Annotated in this window: 18 protein-coding genes; 15 read left to right on the top strand and 3 right to left on the bottom strand. The window is 52.6% G+C overall.

Annotated elements, in window-relative coordinates:
* Nucleotides 1–64: 64 nt before the first annotated feature.
* The 4 genes from KNP80_RS02575 (at nucleotide 65) to KNP80_RS02560 (ending at nucleotide 8,013) form a co-directional block, all read left to right on the top strand.
* Nucleotides 65–877: an aldo/keto reductase gene (locus KNP80_RS02575; protein ID WP_214832745.1), complete on the top strand. Its 813-nt coding sequence runs from the start codon at nucleotides 65–67 to the stop codon at nucleotides 875–877.
* Nucleotides 878–1,095: 218 nt separating this feature from the next.
* Nucleotides 1,096–1,845, top strand: a complete 750-nt coding sequence (locus KNP80_RS02570; RefSeq protein ID WP_214719680.1) for a TspO/MBR family protein — start codon at nucleotides 1,096–1,098, stop codon at nucleotides 1,843–1,845.
* A 280-nt stretch (nucleotides 1,846–2,125) separates the two neighbouring features.
* Nucleotides 2,126–6,565, top strand: coding sequence for a glutamate synthase large subunit (gene gltB, locus KNP80_RS02565; RefSeq protein WP_214832743.1), 4,440 nt, complete (start codon nucleotides 2,126–2,128; stop codon nucleotides 6,563–6,565).
* Complete coding sequence (locus KNP80_RS02560) at nucleotides 6,562–8,013, top strand: glutamate synthase subunit beta (protein ID WP_214719678.1); 1,452 nt, start codon at nucleotides 6,562–6,564, stop codon at nucleotides 8,011–8,013. Before gltB ends, KNP80_RS02560 begins: the two co-directional genes overlap by 4 nt.
* A 149-nt stretch (nucleotides 8,014–8,162) precedes the next feature.
* On the opposite strand, the gene KNP80_RS02555 is transcribed toward KNP80_RS02560, so the two are convergent.
* The 3 genes from KNP80_RS02555 to KNP80_RS02545 all read right to left on the bottom strand — a co-directional run bounded on the left by KNP80_RS02555 (nucleotide 8,163) and on the right by KNP80_RS02545 (nucleotide 10,873).
* Nucleotides 8,163–9,482, bottom strand: coding sequence for a Na+/H+ antiporter family protein (locus KNP80_RS02555; RefSeq protein ID WP_214833560.1), 1,320 nt, complete (start codon nucleotides 9,480–9,482; stop codon nucleotides 8,163–8,165).
* Nucleotides 9,483–9,627: 145 nt separating this feature from the next.
* Nucleotides 9,628–10,341, bottom strand: coding sequence for a YebC/PmpR family DNA-binding transcriptional regulator (locus tag KNP80_RS02550; RefSeq protein WP_138859483.1), 714 nt, complete (start codon nucleotides 10,339–10,341; stop codon nucleotides 9,628–9,630).
* Nucleotides 10,342–10,420: 79 nt separating this feature from the next.
* Nucleotides 10,421–10,873 carry a MarR family winged helix-turn-helix transcriptional regulator gene (locus tag KNP80_RS02545; RefSeq protein ID WP_251132313.1) on the bottom strand — a complete coding sequence of 151 codons (453 nt, stop codon included), beginning with the start codon at nucleotides 10,871–10,873 and terminating at the stop codon, nucleotides 10,421–10,423.
* Between the two features lie 380 nt (nucleotides 10,874–11,253).
* Between KNP80_RS02545 and adhE the strand changes: the two genes are divergently transcribed.
* From adhE to KNP80_RS02490, 11 genes are all read left to right on the top strand, one after another.
* A complete protein-coding gene (gene adhE, locus KNP80_RS02540) occupies nucleotides 11,254–13,845 on the top strand; it encodes a bifunctional acetaldehyde-CoA/alcohol dehydrogenase (RefSeq protein WP_214832739.1) in 2,592 nt (863 codons plus the stop codon).
* Between the two features lie 312 nt (nucleotides 13,846–14,157).
* Nucleotides 14,158–15,177 carry a zinc-binding metallopeptidase family protein gene (locus KNP80_RS02535; RefSeq protein ID WP_214833557.1) on the top strand — a complete coding sequence of 340 codons (1,020 nt, stop codon included), beginning with the start codon at nucleotides 14,158–14,160 and terminating at the stop codon, nucleotides 15,175–15,177.
* A 103-nt stretch (nucleotides 15,178–15,280) separates the two neighbouring features.
* Nucleotides 15,281–16,192, top strand: coding sequence for an alpha/beta hydrolase (locus KNP80_RS02530; RefSeq protein WP_214833554.1), 912 nt, complete (start codon nucleotides 15,281–15,283; stop codon nucleotides 16,190–16,192).
* A gap of 139 nt (nucleotides 16,193–16,331) precedes the next feature.
* Complete coding sequence (locus KNP80_RS02525; RefSeq protein WP_029595570.1) at nucleotides 16,332–17,078, top strand: DeoR/GlpR family DNA-binding transcription regulator; 747 nt, start codon at nucleotides 16,332–16,334, stop codon at nucleotides 17,076–17,078.
* Entirely contained in the window at nucleotides 17,075–18,004 is a 930-nt protein-coding gene (gene pfkB / locus KNP80_RS02520) for a 1-phosphofructokinase (protein ID WP_214832733.1), read from the top strand. Before KNP80_RS02525 ends, pfkB begins: the two co-directional genes overlap by 4 nt.
* The gene (locus tag KNP80_RS02515) at nucleotides 18,001–19,908 is read left to right on the top strand and encodes a PTS fructose transporter subunit IIABC (protein WP_214833551.1); all 1,908 of its coding nucleotides are present in this window, start codon (nucleotides 18,001–18,003) and stop codon (nucleotides 19,906–19,908) included. Before pfkB ends, KNP80_RS02515 begins: the two co-directional genes overlap by 4 nt.
* Nucleotides 19,909–20,041: 133 nt before the next feature.
* Nucleotides 20,042–20,563, top strand: coding sequence for a GNAT family N-acetyltransferase (locus tag KNP80_RS02510; RefSeq protein WP_214833548.1), 522 nt, complete (start codon nucleotides 20,042–20,044; stop codon nucleotides 20,561–20,563).
* 198 nt (nucleotides 20,564–20,761) lie between these two features.
* Nucleotides 20,762–21,154, top strand: coding sequence for a hypothetical protein (locus KNP80_RS02505; protein WP_214833545.1), 393 nt, complete (start codon nucleotides 20,762–20,764; stop codon nucleotides 21,152–21,154).
* A 54-nt stretch (nucleotides 21,155–21,208) separates the two neighbouring features.
* Nucleotides 21,209–22,069 carry an SDR family NAD(P)-dependent oxidoreductase gene (locus KNP80_RS02500; protein ID WP_214833541.1) on the top strand — a complete coding sequence of 287 codons (861 nt, stop codon included), beginning with the start codon at nucleotides 21,209–21,211 and terminating at the stop codon, nucleotides 22,067–22,069.
* Between the two features lie 61 nt (nucleotides 22,070–22,130).
* Entirely contained in the window at nucleotides 22,131–23,609 is a 1,479-nt protein-coding gene (locus tag KNP80_RS02495) for a class I adenylate-forming enzyme family protein (RefSeq protein ID WP_251132312.1), read from the top strand.
* Between the two features lie 68 nt (nucleotides 23,610–23,677).
* Nucleotides 23,678–24,145: an SRPBCC domain-containing protein gene (locus KNP80_RS02490; protein ID WP_214833537.1), complete on the top strand. Its 468-nt coding sequence runs from the start codon at nucleotides 23,678–23,680 to the stop codon at nucleotides 24,143–24,145.
* The last annotated feature ends 171 nt before the right edge of the window (nucleotides 24,146–24,316 follow it).

The following is a 24,316-nucleotide window of genomic DNA, read 5'->3' as shown; positions in this document are numbered from 1 at the left end:
TTTCGAAATAGAATGACGGGTATGATACAATCAGCTCGAACAGATTGGAAAGGGGAATGATTGTATGCAACTCGCAACGTTACGCAACGGTGTTAAAATTCCAATGATCGGCTTTGGGGTATGGCAAGTTGATAACGAGACGGAGGCGCCACAGGCCGTCGCCGAGGCACTCAAAGTCGGATATCGCCATATAGATACGGCAGCCGTCTATAAGAATGAAGAGGGTGTCGCCAAAGGGATTCAAACATCAGGCGTCGCTCGTGAAGATATCTTTTTGACGTCGAAGATTTGGAACGAAGACATTCGCCAGCGTCGGACGAAAGAGGCGTTTGACGAATCACTCGCTCGACTCGAGACTGACTATTTAGATCTCTGTCTGCTCCACTGGCCAGTCGACGGGTTCGTCGAGGCATGGAAAGATTTGATTGACCTCTATGAGGCCGGTAAAATCAAGGCGATTGGCGTGTCGAACTTCAAAGAGCATCATCTCGAGACGTTGAAACAGGAAGGCCTGATGACGCCGCTCATCAACCAAATCGAGCTCCATCCGCAACTCCCGCAACCGGATGTCGTCGAATATTGCCAAGACGAGGGCATCCAAGTCGAGGCATGGAGCCCGCTCATGCAAGGGAAGTTCCTCGATATCCCGGCCTTTGCCGAGATTGCTGAGAAACATGGGAAGACGCCGGCCCAAGTCGTGCTTCGCTGGCATTTGGACACGGGGAACGTCGCGCTTCCGAAATCGGTCACGCCGCACCGGATTCAAGAGAACTTCGATGTGTTCGACTTCGCGCTCGACGCGGACGATTTGGCGAAAATCGATGCCGTGGCGACCCATGACCGTCTCGGTCCAGATCCGGACGAGATCGACTTTTAAACAATTGATGCCTTTTGTCCATGAACTCAGATGGGCGATCCCGAATGCGGTGACACTGCCGCTTCTTTGAAACGACTCCGGTTGAGATCGGGGTCGTTTTATTGTGTAATTAGCGATTCTTCCTAGAGCTAGTCCGGATGTGTATGAGCGTTGGCACATGGGTATAGAAAACTATGCTAATAAAGGAGGTGTCAGGTCTTCTTCGGAGGATCCTACTTATGGACTTATCAAAATGGCCATTAATCAACTGGCTGGCATTTTTGGCGACGGTCGTCATCAACTACTTCGCGAGCGGTGAAAACGCTGCTGTGTCGGACCGCATCGATATTTACTTCAAACCGGCCGGCTATGCGTTCTCGATTTGGGGCGTGATTTATGTCGCGCTCGCCGTCTGGCTCGTCTTGCAATTGAAGAAAGGGTCGGTCGCGAACCGGCAGGCGAATCGGATGAAAGCGGGCTTTCTCGTCTCGTGTATCTTGAACGGCCTTTGGTTGCTCACGTTTACGAACGAGTGGTTCATCGCCTCGCTCGTCGTCATGGTCGCGTTCTTGGCGACGCTCGCTTGGCTCTATTACATCGCCTTCCGGACGTCGACGAGCTGGCTCGACCGGTTCCCATTCTCGATATATATCGGCTGGGTGTCCGTCGCGACGATCGTCAACGTGTTCGTCGTCATGAATCGAGAGCGGGTCACAACCGTGCTCGGACTCGACGAGCTTGCTTGGACGTCGCTCATGCTCATGGTCGGGGTCGTCCTAGCACTCGTCTTCATGTGGTGGCATCGTGACTTCATCTATCCGCTCGTCTTCGTCTGGGCGTACATCGCCATCTTCGCGCGAATCGAGGAAGCAACGCTTTACGTCGTCCTCGTCAGTGCCTTGATTTTGCTCACGCTCGGTTATGTAGGCTTGATCATTTGGAAGAAGCCACGGGCATTTTTACACCATTCTCGCAAGATGGTCGAATAAGTTGGTTGAAGTTGAAGCGGTAGCCTAATTTGGTTATCGCTTTTTCTTGTGCATATTTAAGTTCTTTTGAACCTATATACTAATATATTTGATGGATAATTATTCTTTATAGATTATAAGTGGTTTTCATAAATAGCTTGATAAAGCTAATGAATCCGCTTTCAATTATGACTTTGACGATTTGTGTTATGCAGAATAGTATACAACCCACTTGATTTATCAGAATATTTAGAACAAAATAAAATTTACGAAACAAGATCGAGAGAGAGGGGTTGATTCGATGAAGCGAACAGGCTTGTACGATTCACGATTCGAAAAAGACGCATGTGGCATTGGGCTATATGTCAACCTAAATGGAGAGAAAAAACATGACATCGTTAGTAAATCGCTGTCGATGCTCTGCAAGCTAGAACATCGTGGCGGACAAGGGGTCATCGATGCGGGAGACGGCGCGGGCATCATGACCGAGCTGCCGCACGAACTGTTCCTGGAGACGATGAATTTGCCGACGCCAGGTCGCTATGCAGTCGGAATGGTCTTTTTCCAACCGGATGAGTCGAGACTTCGGGACAAGCAACGTCAGATGGAAGCAATCGCCGACGAATTCGATTTTGCGACCATCGCCTGGCGCGAAGTCCCGGTCAATCCACATGCGATTGGTGAACATGCCCGCGTGACACAGCCGACCATCTATCAATGGTTCGTCTCGTGCCCGTTCGCGGACTATGACTCGAACGAGCGGACGCTCTATCAGCTCCGGCGGATGATTGAAAAGACCGAAGCGTTGAACCTGTACATGCCGAGCTTGTCGACAAAGACGATCGTCTATAAGGGGATGCTCACGCCGGAACAAATCGAGCGCTTCTATCTCGATTTGCAGGCGCCGTCCTTTAAGAGCACGTTCGGCATCGTCCATTCCCGCTTCTCGACGAACACGTTCCCGTCATGGGAACGGGCGCATCCGAACCGCATGATTGTCCATAACGGGGAAATCAATACGCTCCGTGGCAACATCGATGCGATGCGGGCCCGCGAAGGCGTGACCTCGACCGATTTGTTCGAGGATGTGAATCAGCTGTTCCCGGTCCTCCAAGAGACGGGGAGTGACTCGTCGATGCTCGACAACGCTTTCGAGTTCTTCACCCGGACCGGGCGTTCCATCGCCCATACGGCGATGATGCTCATCCCTGAGCCGTTCGCGGAAGTGAAAATAGACCCGTTCAAAAAAGACTTCTATCAATATCATTCGTCGATCATGGAGCCTTGGGATGGACCGACTGGTGTCGTCTTCACGGACGGCCGTCAAATCGGTGCCATCTTGGATCGGAACGGACTGCGGCCGATGCGCTATATCGAGACGCTCGATGGCGAGCTCATTTTATCGTCAGAGAGCGGCGTCATCCCGGTTCAAGCCGAGAACGTGAAGTCGAAGCAACGACTTCGTCCCGGGCAACTGTTGTTAATCGACTTGGAGTCGAAACGACTCATCCCGGACGCGGAAATCAAACAGACGATTGCACGGGCCGAGCCGTACGGCAAATGGTTGAAGCAGATGACCGAGCTCAGCGATGGACCGGTCGACGAGCCGTTCGTCGCCGACCTGCATCGGAAGCAGCGTGCGTTCGGATACACGAAAGAGGACATTGAACAATATCTCGTCCCGCTCATCCTCGAGAAAAAAGATCCAATCGGGTCGATGGGACATGACCAACCGGTCGCGGTGTTATCCGAGCGGCCACGTTCTTTGTTCCATTACTTCAAACAGCACTTCGCCCAAGTTACGAACCCGCCGATCGATGCGTTGCGTGAGAAAATTGTCACTGCGACATTCACATGGCTCGGGCCACAAGCGAACCCGGTCCATACCGGGCGAGGTCACGCCCGTCGTGTCTGGCTCAAGCATCCGTTCCTCGATGCGGCCGCGCTCGAGAAAGTGAACGAGACACTACGCGTCGAGCGGGTCGATACGTCATATGCGTACGATTTGGAAGCTTCGCTAAAGACGCTGTTCGAGCGAGTCGACGGTCTGATCCGTGACGGCGTCGACGTCATCGTCTTGTCGGACCGCAACATGAACGAAAATATGCTCGCCATGCCGGCGCTTCTCGTATTGAGCGCCGTCCACCAACATTTGATTCGCGTCAATCTACGGGCATCATGCAGTCTCGTCGCCGAGAGCGGCGAAGTTCGTGAAGTCCATCAAGCTGCCGCCTTAATCGGTTACGGCGCCGACGCCGTCTACCCATATCTCGCCTATGCGACCATCGCCGAGGCGGTCGAGGCGGGCCAGCTGTCCTACTCGTTCGACGAGGCGGTCCGCCGCTATCAGACGGCCTCTGTCGACGGCATCGTCAAAATCATGTCGAAGATGGGCATCTCTACCGTCCAAAGTTACCGTGGCGCCCAAATCTTCGAGGCGGTCGGCATCGACCGCGCCTTGATTGAGCGTCACTTCCGCGGTACGACGTCACAGTTGTCCGGTGTCGGTTTCACCGAACTTGAAGACGAGTCGCGCCGGCAGCACGAATCCGCCTATAAACACGAACGACCACTCGAGGCCGGGACCGACTTCCAGTGGCGCGCCGATGGGGAAGAACACGCCTTCAATCCGAAGACGATTCACCTCTTGCAACGAGCCTGCCGCGAGAACGAGCGCCGGTATTACGATGCCTACGTCAAGCTCCATGAGTCGTCAGGTCAATTCTTGCGCCAATTGTTCTCCTTTAAACAACAGGATGCAATTCCACTCGACGAGGTCGAGTCGGTCGCATCAATCGTCAGTCGGTTCAAGACGGGAGCGATGTCGTTCGGTTCTCTATCGAAAGAGGCCCATGAGACGCTTGCCATCGCCATGAACCGAATCGGTGGCAAGAGCAACTCCGGAGAAGGCGGTGAAGACCGGAAGCGATTCACCCCTGATGAGGACGGCAGTGAACGCGTCAGTCGTATCAAGCAAGTCGCGAGTGGACGTTTCGGCGTGACGGCCGAGTACTTGTATCACGCCGATGAGATTCAAATCAAGATGGCGCAAGGGGCGAAACCGGGTGAGGGCGGACAACTGCCGGGTAACAAAGTTTACCCATGGGTCGCCGAAGTGCGCGGCTCCGTCCCAGGCGTCGGACTCATCTCGCCTCCACCGCACCACGACATCTATTCGATTGAAGATTTGGCGCAACTCATCTTCGATTTGAAGCATGTCAATCCGAACGCGAAAATCAGCGTCAAGCTCGTCTCGAAGTCAGGCGTCGGGACAATCGCGGCCGGTGTCGCCAAGGCGAACGCCGATACGATCGTCATCAGCGGCTACGACGGTGGGACCGGGGCGTCGCCGCGGACGTCAATCAAGCATACGGGACTCCCGTGGGAGCTCGGTCTGCTCGAGACGCACCAGACGCTCGCGTTAAACGGGCTCCGGGGTCGCGTCACGCTCGAGACTGACGGCAAACTCATGACCGGGCGCGATATCGTCCTCGCCGCCATCTTCGGGGCCGAGGAATACGCGTTCGCGACGGCACCGCTCGTCGTGCTCGGTTGCATCATGATGCGGGCGTGTCACCTCGATACGTGCCCGGTCGGTGTCGCGACCCAAGACCCGGCGTTGCGTGCGAAGTTCATGGGCAAGCCCGAACATGTCGTCAACTTGATGACGTTCCTCGCCGAGGAAGTACGGGAGATTTTAGCCTCGCTCGGAGCGACCTCGCTTCGTGACGTCATCGGGCGGACGGACTTGTTGGAGGAGAGTGCCTGGAAACAAGCTCATCCGAAAGCGAAAACGCTCGACTTGACGCCGATGCTGTCGATTCCGACGGCTTTGCCGGAGAAAGAGGAATTGGCCCATCCGGCCTATCAGTCTTATGATCATCGCAAATTGATTCCGGCCGTCTCCCGTTCCATCAAATCGCTCCAACCGACGTTCTTCGTCGGGCGCGTCCGCAATACGGACCGCGCCGTCGGAACGATGCTCGGCCATGAAGTGACGAAAGTGCATGGCAACGTCGGACTCGCCGAGGACACGATTTCACTCCGTCTCAGCGGTTCGGCCGGACAAAGCCTCGGCGCCTTCTTGCCGAACGGGATCACCATCTCGGTCATCGGTGACGCCAACGATTATGTCGGCAAAGGCCTGAGCGGTGGAAAGCTCGCCATCATCGCAGAGAAACATGCCCCGTTCGAAGAGAGTGAACAAGTCATCGCCGGTAACGTCTGCCTGTATGGCGCGACATCAGGGATGGCGTTCTTCAACGGTCATGTCGGAGAACGGTTTGCCGTCCGGAACTCCGGTGCCGTCGCCGTGACTGAAGGCGTCGGCGACCATGGCTGTGAGTATATGACCGGTGGCACGGTCGTCGTCCTCGGGGATATCGGGCGTAACTTCGGTGCCGGGATGTCGGGCGGGGTCGCCTATCTGTACGGGGACCAAGCGTACGAACAGCTCGTCAACCAAGAACTCGTCTCGGTCGACCGTGAGTTGACCGACGAGGATGCCGAACAAATTTATGCACTGCTCGAGATGCACCAGTTCCATACGGACAGTGTCAAAGCGAGAGCTGTGCTCGAGGCGTTCGAGCAAGAACGCAAACGCTTCGTCAAAATCGTGCCGCGTGACTATGCGAACGTGCTTGACGTCATGCGTCACATCGAGGCGACGCGTCCGGAATTGAGTGACGCCGACCGCGCCCTCGAACTATTCCGTGTCGTGACTGAAGGAGGGGGAGTATGAGACATAAATTTATCGATATCCCACGACAGACATTGCCGGAGCGCTCAGTCGTCGAACGGGTTCATGATTATAAAGAATACGCTTCCCGCATGGAAGACGGACCAATCGTCAAACAAGCCGAGCGCTGCATGGATTGCGGCACCCCGTTCTGTCACGTCGGGGATATGATTGGACAAGAGACGATCGGTTGCCCGATTCACAATTTGATTCCGGAGTGGAACAAGCTCGTAACGGATCAGGACTGGTATCGAGCCTATGAACGGTTGATGGAGACGAATAACTTCCCGGAGTTCACGGGTCGTGTCTGTCCGGCGCCGTGTGAAGGATCTTGTACGCTCGGTATCAGCGAAGACCCGGTCGCCATCAAATCGATTGAGCGGACGATTATCGACCGCGCCTTCGAGGAAGGCTGGGTCAAACCTCGTCACGTCGTGAAGCGGACCGGACGCCGTGTCGCCATCATCGGCAGCGGGCCGGCCGGGCTCGCAGCGGCCGATCAGTTGAATCAGCTCGGCCATGCGGTCACGATTTATGAGAAAGCGGATGAGGCGGGTGGCCTGTTGTTCTATGGCATCCCGAATATGAAGCTCGAGAAAGATGTCGTCCGACGTCGTGTACGTCTGCTTGAGGCGGAGGGGATTCGCTTCAAGACGGGCGTGAACGTCGGGACCGATGTGACCATCGAGTCACTTCGTCACACGTACGATGCCGTCATTCTCGCCACGGGAGCTCAAAAACAGCGTACGCTCGGCATCGATGGGGATGATGCCACAGGCGTCGAGCCGGCGATGGATTATTTGACCGAGTCGACGCGTTCGCTCGGCGGGAAATCGCTCGACGCTCGATTCGACGCCAACGGGAAAGACGTCATCGTCATCGGTGGCGGGGACACGGGCGCGGACTGTGTGGCGACGGCGATCCGTCAAGGAGCCAAGTCGGTGACGCAGTTCGGGAAGCATCCGGAGAAAGGCATGTTCCGGGCGCCGGAGAAGCCATGGCCGCTCCAACCGGACACGTTATCGACCGATTACGCCTATGCGGAAGCAATCGAACACTTCGACCGTGACCCGCGCACATATTTGATTCGCTCGAACCGGGTCATCAAACAAGGGGACCGGGTCGTCGGGATTGAGACGGAGCGGATGGAGAAAATCGTCAAACCGGACGGAAAGGCGACGTTCTTCGTCGTCGACGGTTCGGTCGAGACGTATCCAGCCGATCTCGTGCTTGTCGCCATCGGATTCGAACGACCGGAGCGTGAACTCCGGAAAGTCGGCATCGAGGCGAACCATGACTATACGTCGAACGTCGAGGGTGTGTTTGTCGCAGGGGATGCGAGACGGGGACAAAGCTTGATTGTTTGGGCAATCCGGGAAGGCCGCGAAGTCGCGGATACCGTCGACGGATACTTGAACACTTGTCAACAACAGCTAAAAACTTCATCATAAAAAGGAGCGACGATTTCGTCGCTCCTTTTTACATGGACATTTAGGAGGAATTAGCAATGATTATCGAGATCCTCATGTATACCGGGATTTGGTTCTTACTCGTGCTCGTCTTGCTCGGCACGATTTACGCTCGGCGCAATCGGAAGTGATTACAGTACCATGGCGACAATCAAGCCGAAGATGATGAGCGGGATATTGTAGTGGAGGAACGTCGGCCACACCGTCTCACGCAAGTGATCGTGTTGACCGTCGGCGTTCAAGCCGCTCGTTGGTCCGAGTGTCGAGTCACTCGCCGGGCTACCGGCGTCACCGAGTGCACCGGCCGTCCCGATGATGGCGATTGTCGCCTCGACCGAGAAACCGTATTGGATGCAGAGCGGGACGAAGATGGCTGCGATAATCGGAACCGTCGAGAAACTCGAACCGATGCCAAGCGTGATGACGAGTCCGACGAGGAGCATGACGAGTGCGGCCACGAATTGTGAGTCACCCATAATGCCGCTCGCACCACTGACGAGCGGTTCGATGGCACCGGTCGCGCGAATGACGGCGGCGAAACCGCTCGCTGCGATCATGACGAAACCGATAAAAGCCATCATGCGCATGCCGCTCGTGAAGATGTCATCGGCCTCTGACCAAGGGATGAGGCGAAGCAACGTCAACAAGATGAGTCCTGTGACGGCCGAGGCGATCATCGACTCGGTTTGAAGCTGTACGACGAGCACGACGAGGATGACAGCGGCCGTGAGCCAAATCTTGAGCGGGCTCAACGTCCGGACCTCATAGTCGCTTGGTCCGAGTTGAATCGTCTCATACGAACGCGGCTTCCGATAGTGGAAGAAGGCAGTGATGAGACCGACGAGCATTCCGAGCGCCGGGATGGCCATGATGCTGACGATGTTGACATCACCGACGGTCATGCCGTTCGTTTCCACGTTCGGCAGCAAAATCTCGTTCAAGTAAATGCCACCGAATCCGACCGGGAGTAACATGTACGGGGTGACGAGACCGAATGTGAGAATCGTCGCCACGAGCCGGCGGTCGAGCTTCAACTCGTTAAACAGCACGAGGAGCGGCGGGATGACGATCGGGATGAACGCGATGTGAATCGGTAGCGCGTTTTGTGAACTTATCGCTAGAAGTAATAAGAACGATAGCAATAGCGCCTTGACCCGTGTCACACTTTTGCCAGTGACGTCGCGTCCTGACATGCTGATTAACTTTTCAGCCAGGATGTCTGGGAGTCCAGTTTTTGATAGACCGACGGCGAAGGCGCCGAGCAACGCGTAACTGAGGGCGATTGTCGCACCTCCGCCGAGCCCGTCACTGAAGGCGGTCAACGTCTCATTGAATCCGAGACCTCCGACTAGACCACCGACGACGGCGGCAAGGATGAGTGACAAGACGATGTGCACGCGACTGATCGCGAGCGCGAATAATACGATAACAGCTAATAAGACAGCATTCATCATTTCCAACACCTTTCATTCAAAACTCTTTCTCTTGTTATCACTTTAATATGATAAAGACTTTTGAAATTTAACATACGTGTTTCGGGTTGTCAAATCGATTGTTCAAAAAAAGCGATAACTCCGAAAAGTTATCGCTCGTTCGTCATCCTTCAACGTTATGGTATACCTGGCGCACGTCTTCGAGGTCTTCGAGGACGTCGAGTAATTTTTCAAACTGTTCTTTCGACTCGTCGTCGAGGGTAATCTCGTTTTGGGGCAGCATCGTCAACTCGGCGACTTCAAACGTCTCGATGCCTGCTGCTTTGAAGGCAGTCTGGACGGCATGGAACGCTTCTGGTTCCGCATAGACGATCACCGTCTCATCTTCTTCGATGACATCACGGACGTCGAGGTCGTGCTCCATCATGAGTTCGAGTACATCGTCGGCAGACATGCCGTTGACACCGATGACGGCCGTCGCGTCGAACATGTAAGCGACCGACCCGCTGACACCCATGTTGCCGCCGTTTTTACCGAAAGCGGCGCGGACTTCAGACGCCGTCCGGTTGACGTTGTTCGTGAGCGTGTCGACGATGAGCATCGAGCCGTTCGGTCCGAATCCTTCATAGCGGAGCTCGTCGAAGTTCTCTTCGTCGCCGCCCTTCGCTTTGTCGATAGCACGGTCGATGATTGCGCGCGGGACGTTGTACGTTTTCGCTCGTTCGACGACGAACTTGAGTGCTTGGTTTGATTCTGGATCTGGTTCCCCTTGACGGGCGACTACGTAGATTTCACGGCCGAACTTCGCATAGATGCGACTCGTATTGGCGTCTTTTGACGCCTTTTTCTCTTTAATGTTGTTCCATTTACGACCCATTACATGTCATCTCTCTTTCCATTGTTCGATTGATTCATCCTCGATTATATAAGAAGACGTGGATGTTGACGAGCAAAAATCATCCCTCGCTTTTATCCATCTTCTCGACGATCTCCGTCAACGTCTTCAAACTGTCGATCAGGCGGTCCGTCTCTTCCTCGTTCAGAAACGCGAGACGGTCCTCGAACAGGCGACGGAACGAATCGCGACGCTCGCGGAGGACGAGTTCGCCCTTTTCGGTCAGTTGATTCCAGATGACGCGGCGATCGCGTTCGTCCGGGACGCGGGTGATGTAGCCCTCATCGACGAGCTTCGTGATGAGCGGCGTCACGTTCGGCGGGGCAATCGATAACGTCTCACTGATGTGTCCGTTCGTGACCGCGCCTTCATCTTCAATCAACATGAGGAGATGAAAGTGGGAAAAGTTTAAGTTTGGGATTTGCGGAAGGTCGGAACGACGTAACAACTTCCGGCGAATAAATGGGATCAGTTTCACGAACTGATCGGATGCGTCTTGTCTCGGCATAATCATGTCACTTCCTAATTAGGTTCTTTCTTCATTATACACGACCGAGCGCAGGCTGGACGACCAATCCTCATCCCGTGACATTTTGCACAGCGCATTCGCCCCATCATGGACACAACGTATGTAAGCGTTTTCATATCGCATCTGCTTTATTTTCATGAAAACGCATTCGATTTTACTGAGCGACATATGAAAAAGCAAGCCCTATCCTCATTCCCCTGAAAAATATTGTGAAAGAGTTCACATTGTTGTCACGCACAAAATGCGAGAAACGTTGTATTCTATGAATGTGAAGGAAAGCACAAACTCTTCTCGAACCAATTGATTGCCCCGTGCTCTCCATCAAGTCAACAGTATAAGCTCTCATTCATGAGGAGGAAACCAACATGGCAGTTAAAGAGAAAGCAGTAGTAGAAACATCAGCAGAACAGATGGTCGACACGCTCGTCACTAGAGCCCACACGGCGCTCGAGACATTGATGACGTTCGACCAAGAGAAAATCGATGCAATCGTTCAAGCGATGGCGCTCGCAGGTCTCGAACAACACGTCGCCCTCGCGAAACATGCATATGAAGAAACCGGTCGCGGTGTGTTTGAAGATAAAATGATCAAAAACATCTTTGCGACAGAATATATTTATAACTCACTCCGTGGCGAGAAGACGGTCGGCGTCATCGAGGACGATGAGCAAAACGGTATCACGTACATCGCGGAACCAGTCGGAGTCGTCGCCGGGGTCACACCGGTCACGAACCCGACATCAACGACGATGTTCAAAGCAATCATCGCCATCAAAACACGTAACCCGATCATCTTCGGTTTCCACCCGTCGGCACAACAGTGTTCAAGTGAAGCGGCACGGATCCTTCGTGACGCAGCCATCGAAGCGGGAGCTCCGGAACACTTGATTCAATGGGTCGAAAAACCGTCACTCGACGCGACGAAAGCGCTCATGAACCACCCAGGTGTTGCCATGGTCCTCGCAACTGGTGGAGCGGCGATGGTCAAATCAGCCTACTCGACTGGTAAACCAGCCCTTGGCGTCGGTCCTGGTAACGTTCCGGCCTACATCGACAAAACAGCAAAAGTGAAACGTGCCATCTCGGACGTCATCTTGTCGAAAACGTTCGATAACGGCATGATCTGTGCATCTGAACAAGCAATTATCGTCGACCAAGAAGTGTATGAAGAAGTGAAAGCGGAAATGACGGCGCTCGGTTGCTACTTCTGCTCACCAGAAGAGAAAGCGAAACTCGAGACACTCGTTATCAAAACAGACTCTTGTGCGGTCAACCCGGAAATCGTCGGGAAGCCGGCAGCCTGGATCGCCGAACGAGCTGGACTCACAGTCCCGGCCGATACAAAAATCTTGATCGCCGAACTCGAGACGGTCGGTGCGACAGAGTTGCTCTCACACGAGAAACTCAGCCCGGTGCTCGGTGCTTATAAAGTCCAATCGCGTGAAGAAGGATTTGCTATCGCTGAGAAGATGCTTGAAATCGGTGGTCTCGGACATACGGCAGCGATCCACTCGACTGACGACGACGCCATCCTCGCCTTCGGACTCCGGATGAAAGCTTGCCGCATCATCGTCAACTCGCCAACGGCACACGGTGGTATCGGTGACCTCTATAACGAAATGACACCATCACTCACACTCGGTTGTGGGTCGTACGGTAAAAACTCCGTCTCTGAGAACGTGACGGCGAAACATCTACTCAACGTGAAAAAGGTGGCGAGACGTCGCGTGAATATGCAGTGGTTTAAAGTCCCTGAAAAGATTTACTTTGAGAAAAACTCAGTCCAGTACCTTCAATCGCTCACATCGAAAAAACGGGCGATGATCGTCACGGATGAAATGATGGTCAAACTCGGATTTGCCGATAAAGTCGTCAAAAACTTGCCTGCTGGCATCGAGTACCGCATCTTCGACCAAGTCGAGCCAGACCCGTCAGTTGAGACGGTCATGCGCGGTGCCGAAGCGATGCGTCACTTCCAACCAGATATGATTATCGCACTCGGCGGTGGATCACCAATGGATGCCGCGAAAGGCATGTGGCTCTTCTACGAACGCCCAGAAGAGAAGTTCTCGAACCTTCGCCAAAAATTCATGGATATCCGCAAGCGGACGTACAAGTTCCCGACGCTCGGTAACAAGTCGATGTTCGTCGCCATCCCGACAACATCAGGCACGGGTTCTGAAGTGACACCCTTCACGGTCATCACGGATAAGAAACGCAACGTCAAATACCCGATCGCTGACTACGCGATCACACCGGACGTCGCCATCGTCGACCCTGAGTTCGTCATGACGGTCCCAGCATCAATCACGGCCGATACAGGAATGGACGTGTTGACACACGCCATCGAAGCGTACGTCTCAGTCATGGCTAACGATTATACAGACGGACTCGCGCTTCGTTCGATGAAGATGATCTTCGATTACCTCCCGAAAGCGTATGAGAACGGAAGTGACGCCGAAGCGCGTCAGAAAGTCCACAACGCATCGACAATGGCTGGTATGGCGTTCGCGAACGCGTTCCTCGGTATCAACCACTCGATCGCACACAAAATCGGTGGCGAGTTCCACGTCCCACACGGACGGACGAACGCGATCCTCATGCCGCACGTCATCCGCTACAATGCGACACGCCCATCGAAACTCGCGGCGTTCCCGAAATATGAGTCATTCATCGCCGACGAGCGTTACGCAGAAATCGCGCGCTACCTCGGACTTCCAGCCAGCACGACTGAGGAAGGCGTCGAGTCACTCATTCAAGCTGTCATCGAGCTCGGTCAGCGCTTGAACATCAAACTCTCGTTCAAAGCCCAAGGCATCAAGAAAGCGGAGCTCGACGCGAAAGTCGACAAGATGGCAGTCGACGCGTTCGAAGACCAATGTACGACGGCCAATCCGAAAATGCCGCTCGTCGAAGAATTGAAAGAGATCATGTACGCTGCATACGAAGGTGTATAAGTCTTGCACCGATCAAAACGGTTTCCCTCATTCAGAGGGAGGCCGTTTTTTGTGAAAAAGAAATATACAATTGTCAGATAACTTAATATAATAGGATAATACAACCATTTATTGATGAGTTTTTTTTCATGGAGATACGCAGATGACAATTATGTACAGCTTACTGTCGGCACTATTTACCGTTTTTCTTTATTTCAATCCGCTCTCATCAACAAGTCCTTATGAGATGGCTGAATATTTTGCGTCACAAGATCGAGATGCAGATAGTTACGATAGTTTTGAGTTTTTGACACATTTGGTACAGAGCTAGAAGTGAGTGCGAAGAGTATCGTCCATTACGTCCAGCGCTCTACTTATTGGACGGACATTTATCTAGGCGACGATTATTTTGAAGGATACTCGAGCATGGCGCTCGAACAGGAGATCGAAGGTGAACTTTTACATATGAACTGGGATGACCCCATCGAACAAGTAGAAGGCAAAGTGATCGTGTTGCCGATGACAGACACTTCTCTCGAAAAGTCGCATACGGCCTATACGTCAGATTATTACGGGGTCATCGATAATGATGAAGCGGGCAACCGTTACTTAGGTAAACTCGCTGAAACAGGGGCAGCCGGTTACGTCATTACACCGCATCCAAATGAACCGGATGAGAGCGGCTTCGTGATTGTTTCCTATACATTACCGATTGGGGGTACCGGAGTCGATGGAGAGGCGGCCAAAGCTTTTCGTGATGGCGAAATGATTGTCATCGAACCGTACCTCGAAGAAATACCGTATATAGAGTATGTACAACAAGGGGAAGGGGATGAAGAAATTGTCATCATGTCTCGCCTTGACGCTTCGTGGAAAGGGGATCATGTCCTATCAAGCGTTAGTGGGTCTTCCGTCCTTTATCATTTATTAGAAAAGAGGGACGGTGTGAAAACCGATGCCACAATCCGCTACGTTTTTTTAAATGGTAGTGGGTTTGGAGAAGAGGCAAGTGATGACTATCTCGCTCAATTGAAAGAGCGTCAACCATCGTTGAAGACGATTCTGCAGTTAGATGCCATGGGAACGGGGGACGACCCACTTTACATTCGAACGATTGGGATGAAACGCCACTCCTTTTTAGAGACAGAACCGTTCGACGCACTTGATGTGACGATATTAGGCAGTTCAAGTCTGGACAGCTACGGAGAAACTGACTTACCTCTAGCCGTCCTGAGCGATTCGCGGTTGGCGGTTTATGAATTGCATACTGAATACGATAATCTAGATCGTCTATCCAATGAAGTGATGGAAGAGCAAGTTGAATGGTTGAAGCAGTGGCTGATTACTCAATGAAACGATTTTCCCCGAGACGTTCCTAATAAGAACGTCTTTTCTTTACGGATAAACACTCGTCCTCTCTTAAATACTTCGGTATGATGAAAGGGGAGGCGATACAATGGAACGACAACTGAACGTGACAACGAATTATGGACAACTGGTCGGTACGTGGATGACCCACGGCGAACCCCGTAAGACGGTCGTCCTGCTCAGCGGGAGTGGGCCGAGCGACCGGGACGGCAATCTTGGACCATCCCAATTCGGCACATATAAAAAGCTGGCCGAGGCGCTCTTTGAGATGGGTGTCAACGTCTACCGCTATGATAAACAAGGCATCGGTGAATCGGACGGTGATTTCAATAAAGTCGGGCTGCACGATTTGGTTACAGATGCGATCACCGTCGTCAACGCCATCAAACAGGAGCCGGACGCAAGTGACATGTATGTGCTTGGTCACAGCGAAGGGGCAGTGATTGCCCCGGCGGTCCAGCTCGAGACGAACGCGGCCGGACTGCTTCTTCTTGCCGGATTCAACGATTCCTCGAAGAAGATGTTCTTGCTGCAAGCCGACGCACTCGCAACTGAAGTCGGTTCGGTGAAAGGACTCAAGGGCGTGTTCTATCGATTGACCGGCGTCCCGAAGAAGATTCGCCAGCGCCAAGACGATTTGCTCGAACGGTCGCTGCGGACGAACGTCGCCGCCTTCAAGTACCGCGGCCAAGTCGTGAACGCCAAATGGATTCGCGAGCATGCGTCGTATGACGTCCGCGAGCGACTCGAACATGTGCGGGTCCCGGTGCTCGCCCTGACCGGTGACCGCGATGTCCAAGTCCCGCCGGAGCATGTCCACTCGATTCGGACGAAAGGGGACATCGACAGCCACATCATCCACAACATGAACCACTTGCTCGTCGAACGGACGAGTCCGCACGCGCTCCTCACATTGCATAAGGAATATCGAAACGCCATTGAGGCACCGCTTCATCCCGAACTCATTCGCCGATTGAACGATTGGTTGATGAAACGATAATGAACTGTCAAAAACGGTCACTAAGTGACCGTTTTTTATGTTATAATTGTGAAAACGTAAAAAAAGATGAATGTTTTTGAATGTTTATGATTGTTTTTTAAATGAAAACGCTTTATATTAGAGCTACGGAGGGAATATGATGTTAACGAAGCAACGACATCAACTGATTTTGCAACGTCTGTCGGAGCAAAAGATTGTCAAATTGAAAGAATTGGTCGAGTTGACGGCATCGTCGGAGTCGACGATTCGCCGGGATTTGACCGACCTCGAAGCAGAAGGTTATCTCGAACGGGTACACGGCGGCGCAACGCTCGTGGCCCGCTACGAAGAAGAGCCGACGTTCGAGGAGAAACGAGATCAGCACGTCGATGAAAAAGTCGCGATTGCACGGAAGGCCGCGACATTCATCGAAGACGGGATGTCCGTCTATCTCGATGCTGGGACGACGACGCAAGCGATGGTTCCTTTTTTAGATGGAAAAGACGTCATCGTCGTGACGAACAGTTTACCAATCGCCAACGACTTGTTCGACCTCGATATCAAGACGTTCGTGATCGGTGGTGAGTTGAAACGGTCGACACAGGCACTCGTCGGCTATAACGCTCGGGAGAGCATGATGAACTATCGGGTCGACCTCGCTTTTCTTGGCATCAATGGCGTCGACCTAGAGGCCGGGTACACAACCCCAGACCCGGAAGAGGCACTCGTCAAAAAAACAGCAATCGAACTGGCTCGCGAGGCGTACATTTTGGCGGACGATTCAAAATTCGGGAAACGTTCGTTCAGTCGGGTGGCTCCGCTCGAAGCGGCTACACTCGTCACATGGAGCGACTCGACAAGCGTCAGTTCAATTCAATCAATCACAAAGGTGGTGAACGCCCAATGATTTACACGTTAACACTGAACCCCTCAATCGATTATTACGTGACGCTCCCTGAAGTCGTCCTCGGTGAAGTCAACCGGATTCAAGAGACGACGCAGCGGGCCGGAGGAAAAGGCATCAACGTCGCGTTCGTCTTACGTGAATATGACGTCGACACAGTCGCGTTAGGATTCGTCGGCGGCACGACGGGAGACTTCATCAAGAAGGCGCTGACCGACAAGGGCGTCCAAACCGATTTCGTCGAAGTCGATGGTCAGACGCGCATCAACGTCAAGATTCGAGCGCAAGAAGAGACGGAATTGAACGCGAGCGGCCCGGTCATCTCGGACACGGAACTTGAACGGTTGACGCGTCAGTTCGATCACGTTCAACCGGGCGACATCGTCGTCCTCGCCGGAAGCATTCCGGGCAATCTGCCGGATACACTCTACCGCACGCTCGCTGAGACGGTGCGGGCAAACGGTGCCGAGTTCGTCGTCGATACGACGAAGGAAGCGATGCTCGAAGTCCTCTCACTCAATCCGCTCATGATTAAACCGAACCACCATGAACTTGGTGAACTGTTCGATACAGACATCGAGACGTTCGAACAGGCGCTCCCGTATGCGGAGCAGTTGGTCGAACGCGGTGCCCAAAACGTCATCGTCTCATTCGCCGGTGACGGTGCGATGCTCGTCAACAATTCAGGCGCCTATACGGCGAACACACCGAGCGGCAAACTCGTCAACTCGGTAGGAGCAGGCGATTCACTCGTCGCCGGATTCGTCGCCAACATTCTCGACCACGACGCAACCGAAGCGTTCCGCTATGCGGTCACGACCGGCAGCGCGTCTGCATATACGTTCGGGCTGTGCACAAAAGAAGACGTGGACCGCCTGGTCGGCGAAGTCAGCGTCATCCCACTATCTCGATTGGAGGAAACAACATGAATATCACGGACCTTCTTAAAAAGGACACGATTCAACTGAATCTCCGCAGCCGTTCGAAAGCCGAAGTCATCGAAGAACTCGTCGACGTGCTCGACCGCGCTGGCAAACTATCGGATCGTAACGGCTACCGCGACGCCATCCTCGCACGTGAAGCACAAAGTACGACCGGACTCGGTGAAGGGATTGCCATCCCGCACGCGAAGACGAAGGCCGTCAAACAACCGGCCATCGCCTTTGGACGCTCGGAAGGCATCGATTACGAAGCACTCGACGGCCAAAACAGCCGCTTGTTCTTCATGATCGCCGCTGGAGAACACGCCAATAACGAACACTTGGAAACACTCTCGAAATTATCTGTCTTCCTTATGGATCCAGCGTTCCAAGAACGTCTCTATGCAGCCACGTCAGAAGATGACGTCATTCGGGCCATCGAAGAAAAAGAAGCGGCTGAGGCGGCTCCTGTTGCTTCGAAACCGGTTCAAGCCGATGCACCTTACATCCTTGCTGTCACGGCTTGTCCAACGGGTATCGCTCACACGTACATGGCCGCCGATAGCTTGAAGCAGAAAGCGGAAGCGATGGGTGTCGATATCAAAGTCGAGACGAACGGTTCGACCGGCGTCAAGAATGAATTGACAGCGGCTGATATTGCGAAAGCGACAGCCATCATCGTCGCGGCTGATAAAGCCGTCGAGATGGATCGTTTCGCGGGTAAACACGTCATTGAAGTCCCGGTCGCCCAAGGGATCCGGAAGCCAGAAGAGTTGATTAATCGTGCTGTGAAACAAGATGGACCGGTCTATCAAGCGACTGGGAAGTCAGGTCAGCAAAAAGAACAGCGCACCGGTATCTACAAGCACTTGATGAGCGGGGTATCTGCGATGCTTCCTCTCGTCGTCGCTGGTGGTCTCTTGATTGCCCTCAGTTTCTTCTGGGGCATCAACTCGGCTAACCCGGATGACCCGTCATACAACGAATTCGCCGCCCAACTCATGACAATCGGTGGCGCAGCGTTCGGCTTCCTTGTTCCGATTCTTGCTGGTTTCATCGCGATGTCGATTGCCGACCGTCCAGGTCTCGCACCAGGTCTCGTCGCCGGGGCACTCGCCAGCCAAGGGAACGCCGGATTCCTCGGTGGACTCATCGCCGGTTTCCTTGCCGGTTATGTCGTCCTCTTCTTGAAGAAAGCGCTCGCGAAGTTGCCGGCCACACTTGAAGGAATCAAGCCAGTCCTGTTGTATCCGTTACTCGGCTCATTCATCTCTGGGATGATCATGTTGCTCGTCGTCAACGAACCAATCGCTGCACTCATGACATGGTTGATGGACACACTCAACGGCATGAGCGGAGCGAACGCCATCTTGCTCGGTGTTATCGTTGGTGGAATGATGGCCGTCGATATGGGCGGTCCAATCAACAAGACAGCCTACGTCTTCGGTACAGCGGCACTTACTGCCGGTAACCAAGAAGTCATGGCGGCCGTCATGGCCGGCGGGATGGTGCCACCACTTCTCGTCGCACTCGCATCGACTGTATTCGCCCGTCAAAAGTTCTCGAAACAAGAACGTGAAGCCGGGAAGACAGCGTATATCATGGGAGCCTCGTTCATCACAGAAGCGGCCATTCCGTTCGCAGCGGCCGATCCGATTCGGGTATTGCCGTCAGCGATTCTCGGATCAGCCATCGCTGGTGGATTGTCAGCCTTCTTCGCCATCCAATTGCCAGCGCCGCACGGCGGAATCTTCGTCTTCCCACTCCTTGAAGGAGCCGGAAACGTCGCTATGAGCATGGGTCTTTACGCCCTTGCGATTCTTGCGGGAGCCTTGATTGGAGCATTGCTCTTGTCATTCTTGAAAAAACCATTGACGGACACGCAAGCTACAACGACGCGTAACGTCGCTTAACCTTTACGACCGTAGGCTATCCTACGGTCGTTTTTTGTCAAATGATTGTCAGTCAAATCTGGAAGAACTGTGATTTCAGTTGGATGATTTGTGGTAAAATACTTGTAAATTGAACGGGTAAGGAGGGGTACGGATGCTCATACGGAAAGCCGAGCCGAAAGACGCTTACGGGATTGCGCGGGTGAGGGTGAACGGGTGGCGCACGACCTATCGGGGGATTGTGCCGGCCGACTTTCTTTTGAAGCTCGGTTCGAACGCGATCGAGTGGTCTGAAAAGGTCCGCAGCGCCCTCGCCAAACGCGAAGTCGAAGGGTTCGTCGCCATCGTCGAAGAGGAAATCGTCGGGTTCGTCCTTTACGGGGAAGAGCGGACCGGCGACTATCCGGATCATCGCAATGAAATTTATGCGATTTACATTTTAGAGGACCATCAACGCAACGGGATTGGCTCGCTCCTGCTCGAGCGAGCGGTCCAAGCGATGTCGAATCACGGGCTCATCATCTGGGCGCTTGAATTGAACCCGTACCGCACGTTCTATGAGCAACGTGATGGGCAGGTCATCGATGCGAAAGAGCGCTTGTTCGGGGAACTTGCCCTCCGTGAAGTCGCCTATGGATGGACAAAAGGGAATCACGACGCCATCGTCGGCGCATAATCGGACACGACTCTACTGTCGTGTCCTTTTTTTAGACTACACACAAAACAAAGGAACAGGCTAGGTGACTATGTGAACATCTATAGCATAACCAAATATCATCCTGAAACGAGAGGAAAAATTGACGAGTGGACGGAAATCACGGACATCCTCCGAACGTTTGACGGAGTCGTCTTCACATTGGAGGAATATCTCCGCGTGGAATCGAATTACGTCAAAGCGATTGAGCAAATCATGTTCTATTTAGGCGTAAAGACATTGACCGTCTCCTATCTAGAACGACGCGACTATGACTATCGACCTTTTTCGCAACACGCGTTCAATGAGCTTTATCCGATCCGGATGAGAGAACTTCGTAAAAAAGTGAAGCCAGGAAAGGTCTTGTCCCGAGACCAAGTCCCGAACATGTTTCGCCTCATGTTCCGGAATACGCTTTATGCCGAGTTAGAGTATAAAGAGAATGAGTCAGACAAACAATACACGTTCAAGGTGTTCTTCGGATACGACTATATGATGGGGGTCCATTCGGTAAAAGATTTGTCACCGCTTCGAGACGAGCTGTTGCATTTGGATATGTATCTTGAACATTAAGTCAACAGTGATTCCTGATTCAATCACAATATTTTATAAAAAGGTGCTGGCTATATGCATAACTACACGCTTTTGGAGAAGTTTCTATTTTTATCGCCTTCCTTTCATTTCGAAAAGATGAAACAAGAAGTGGACGGGAAGACGATCCTAATCACTGGAGCGAGTTCAGGAATCGGCAAGGCGTTCGCCTATCTGTTAGCGGATACGACTGCGCACCTGATTCTAGTGGCCCGCAGCGAAGCAAACATGAACGCCATGAAAGACGACATTGAACAGGTTTCAGCCCGTGTGACGGTATTCCCGGCAGATTTGCGAAACGAAGAGGAACGAATCGAATTGCTGGCATTTCTGAACCAATTGCCGGACGGATTGGATGTTGTCGTCAGCAACGCCGGCATCTCCATCAACCGTCCAATTGTCCAATCGCTAGATCGTTACCATGACTTCACACGTACGATGGCACTCAATTATTTTGCCCCGGTCCAGTTATTGCTCTCGCTCATTCCGATGCTTGCCCAAAAGAACGGACAAATTATCAACGTCTCTACAATCAACGTCTTGCTCTTGCCTGTACCTTACTGGGCTGCCTACCAGGCGTCTAAAACCGCGTTTGATACGTGGTTGCGCTCGGCGGAGCCGGAACTGAAAGTCAAAAACATATACACCACTTCGATTTACTTGCCGCTCGTGAGGACACCGATGATCGAACCGACGATTGCTTACCAGAACTCTCCCGCCATGTCACCGGTTCACGTGGCGGAAATGATTGGTCACGCCTTGTATACGAAACGGAACGTCTATAAACCGTGGTGGCTGATTCTAGGTCAATGGGCTTCAGTCGTTTTCAGGTCACCGTTATCCTTTATCGTTCTCAAGTTAGTCAAGAAAAAGGAGCGTGACAGAAGCAATGTTTAATTTGTTGAACATATTGTCGCAGCTCAATTTTCTTTCCTTATCGAACTTAGGACGTCTTTGCTTGGCAATCCGTCAAAACGGTGTCAACCTGATGCTTCTTTTTGCATTGACGGAAAAGACAGGCGGCCAAAAGATTGCTTTGGTGGATGGTCGGGGAACAATCAATTATGAGGAGTTGAAGAAGCGCTGTGAACATCTAGCTTCTCTTTTAGCAGAGAGGTATGGGATTGTGAAAGGCCATAAAGTGGCGTTCTTCTGTAAAAACCACGCGTCGTTCGTGCAAGGCATTTTTGCTGCATCGCGGCTCGGCGCAGATGTATATTTGCTCAATTGTGCCATGAGTCAACAGCAGTTCGACCGGCTCGTACAAGAACATCTCTTCGACTTCCTGATTTACGACGAAGAATTTCGTGGATTGATTGAAAAATCGTCCTATCAGCATGCAAAACTCGTCAGTTATCATGAAACGCAAGAATCCATCAACAGGTTGTCAACGTCGGCTTCACACCAAAAAGCCAAACTGACGGCTTCATCCAGCGGAAAGATTGTGCTGTTGACCGGTGGCACGACTGGGAAGCCGAAACAAGTGATTCACCGTCCGTCCCTGTTTAACTTCCTCCATCCGTTTGCGGCTTTACTGAACCGATTGCAGCTGCCAACCTACAATACGGCCTATATCGCCACGCCGATTTACCATGGCTATGGGATCGCTGTCCTATTATCCTTTCTTGCTCTGGGAAAGAAAGTTGTCATGCAAGAGAGCTTTGATGCGAAACACGCATGCGCCCTCATTCGGCAGCATCAAGTCGAAGTGGTCACGGTCGTTCCTTTGATGGTCCATAAAATGTTGAAGCACGACCAAGAAGCGCTTGGTTCCTTGGCTTGCATTGCGTCTGGGGGTGCAAAACTAAATCCGGTTTTAGTGAGTGAAGTAACCAATCATCTGGGGAATGTCTTATACAATCTATATGGGACGTCGGAAGCCGGTTTGAACATCATTGCGACACCCGAAGATTTATATGATCATCCAGACACGCTCGGAAAAGCAATTCCGGGAAACCGATTGCAGGTCGTAATGGACGGAAAAGAAGTTGGACCGGGTAGGATCGGTCAATTTTGCATTCGGAATACATGGTCCATGAAAAATAGCCCAGACCTCTGGATTGAAACGGGCGATATGGGTTATCGGGACGAGAACGGGTATTATTTTTTATGTGGACGGACAGACGACTTGATCATTTCAGCCGGCAACAACATCTATCCGTCGGAAATCGAAGCTGCGCTGTGCACCCATCCGAGTGTCGAAGACGTCGCTGTCATCGGTGTAGACGATGTCTACGCTGGCCAAATTCTGAAGGCATACGTCCAATTATATTCTGATAAACAAATGACTGAAGAAGCACTTTTGAGCTGGTTACGCACACGAGTGGCAACCTATCAAATCCCTCGAGAAATCGCTTTCGTTAAAGAGCTGCCCTATACGTCTTTAGGCAAGTTGGACCGAAAACGAGTTCAATCAATGACTCGTATCGAGGGCTGAGAACTGGTGATTGGGTACGCGAATAGTTGATAGAGAATTCAATAACGACATGTAAGGGGTGATAAGTGATGAATCGACGGATTGATACGGCCATGACATGGATTGAGGCACCACCAGATCGAATTTATCAAGCGTTTCTCGACAAAAAGGAGCTCGTCAAGTGGCTACCGCCGGAAGGTATGTCGGCTCGCGCGACCGTGTTCGAGCCTTGGATTGGCGGCACGTACCAGCTCGTCCTCACGTATGAAGAAGCCGATCTCGTATCCGGCAAAACGACGGACCGGACCGATGTGTCGAAAGGACGCTTTGTTGACCTCGTCCCCGGTCTCAAGATTGTGCAGGTGGGTACATTCGAGTCAGCAGACCCGGCCTTTGCTGGAGAGATGATTCAGACGTGGTATTTGGAGGCACTCGATGGAGGAACACGCGTTACAATCGTTTGTGAGAACGTCCCACCGGGGATTCAGAAACTAGATCATGACACCGGACTTCACTCCACGCTCGACAATCTGGCCCGCTATTTGACTAACGACTGAGTCCGTTTGATCGCTTCATGCGAACAGACGGTTTTTTTGTATATGATGAATTATAAAATTAAGTGCAACATCTGAACGTGAACGCAAAAAAAAGCCCACAGCGATGGCCTCGTTTAGAATGAAGTTACGACACAAACATTCAGACGGAGGAATCGCTATGAGCTACACCCA

The organism is Exiguobacterium sp. E4787, assembly GCF_018618375.1.
Lineage (GTDB): Bacteria > Bacillota > Bacilli > Exiguobacteriales > Exiguobacteriaceae > Exiguobacterium > Exiguobacterium chiriqhucha.
Note: the sequence above shows the minus strand (reverse complement) of the source record. Positions and strands in the feature narration are given on the sequence as shown.

Coding starts and splice junctions, on each gene's coding strand:
- KNP80_RS02575 (WP_214832745.1), top strand. CDS start 65: ATGCAACTCGCAACGTTACGCAACGGTGTTAAAATTCCAATGATCGGC.
- KNP80_RS02570 (WP_214719680.1), top strand. CDS start 1,096: ATGGACTTATCAAAATGGCCATTAATCAACTGGCTGGCATTTTTGGCG.
- gltB (WP_214832743.1), top strand. CDS start 2,126: ATGAAGCGAACAGGCTTGTACGATTCACGATTCGAAAAAGACGCATGT.
- KNP80_RS02560 (WP_214719678.1), top strand. CDS start 6,562: ATGAGACATAAATTTATCGATATCCCACGACAGACATTGCCGGAGCGC.
- KNP80_RS02555 (WP_214833560.1), bottom strand. CDS start 9,482: ATGAATGCTGTCTTATTAGCTGTTATCGTATTATTCGCGCTCGCGATC.
- KNP80_RS02550 (WP_138859483.1), bottom strand. CDS start 10,341: ATGGGTCGTAAATGGAACAACATTAAAGAGAAAAAGGCGTCAAAAGAC.
- KNP80_RS02545 (WP_251132313.1), bottom strand. CDS start 10,873: ATGATTATGCCGAGACAAGACGCATCCGATCAGTTCGTGAAACTGATC.
- adhE (WP_214832739.1), top strand. CDS start 11,254: ATGGCAGTTAAAGAGAAAGCAGTAGTAGAAACATCAGCAGAACAGATG.
- KNP80_RS02530 (WP_214833554.1), top strand. CDS start 15,281: ATGGAACGACAACTGAACGTGACAACGAATTATGGACAACTGGTCGGT.
- KNP80_RS02525 (WP_029595570.1), top strand. CDS start 16,332: ATGTTAACGAAGCAACGACATCAACTGATTTTGCAACGTCTGTCGGAG.
- pfkB (WP_214832733.1), top strand. CDS start 17,075: ATGATTTACACGTTAACACTGAACCCCTCAATCGATTATTACGTGACG.
- KNP80_RS02515 (WP_214833551.1), top strand. CDS start 18,001: ATGAATATCACGGACCTTCTTAAAAAGGACACGATTCAACTGAATCTC.
- KNP80_RS02510 (WP_214833548.1), top strand. CDS start 20,042: ATGCTCATACGGAAAGCCGAGCCGAAAGACGCTTACGGGATTGCGCGG.
- KNP80_RS02500 (WP_214833541.1), top strand. CDS start 21,209: ATGCATAACTACACGCTTTTGGAGAAGTTTCTATTTTTATCGCCTTCC.
- KNP80_RS02490 (WP_214833537.1), top strand. CDS start 23,678: ATGAATCGACGGATTGATACGGCCATGACATGGATTGAGGCACCACCA.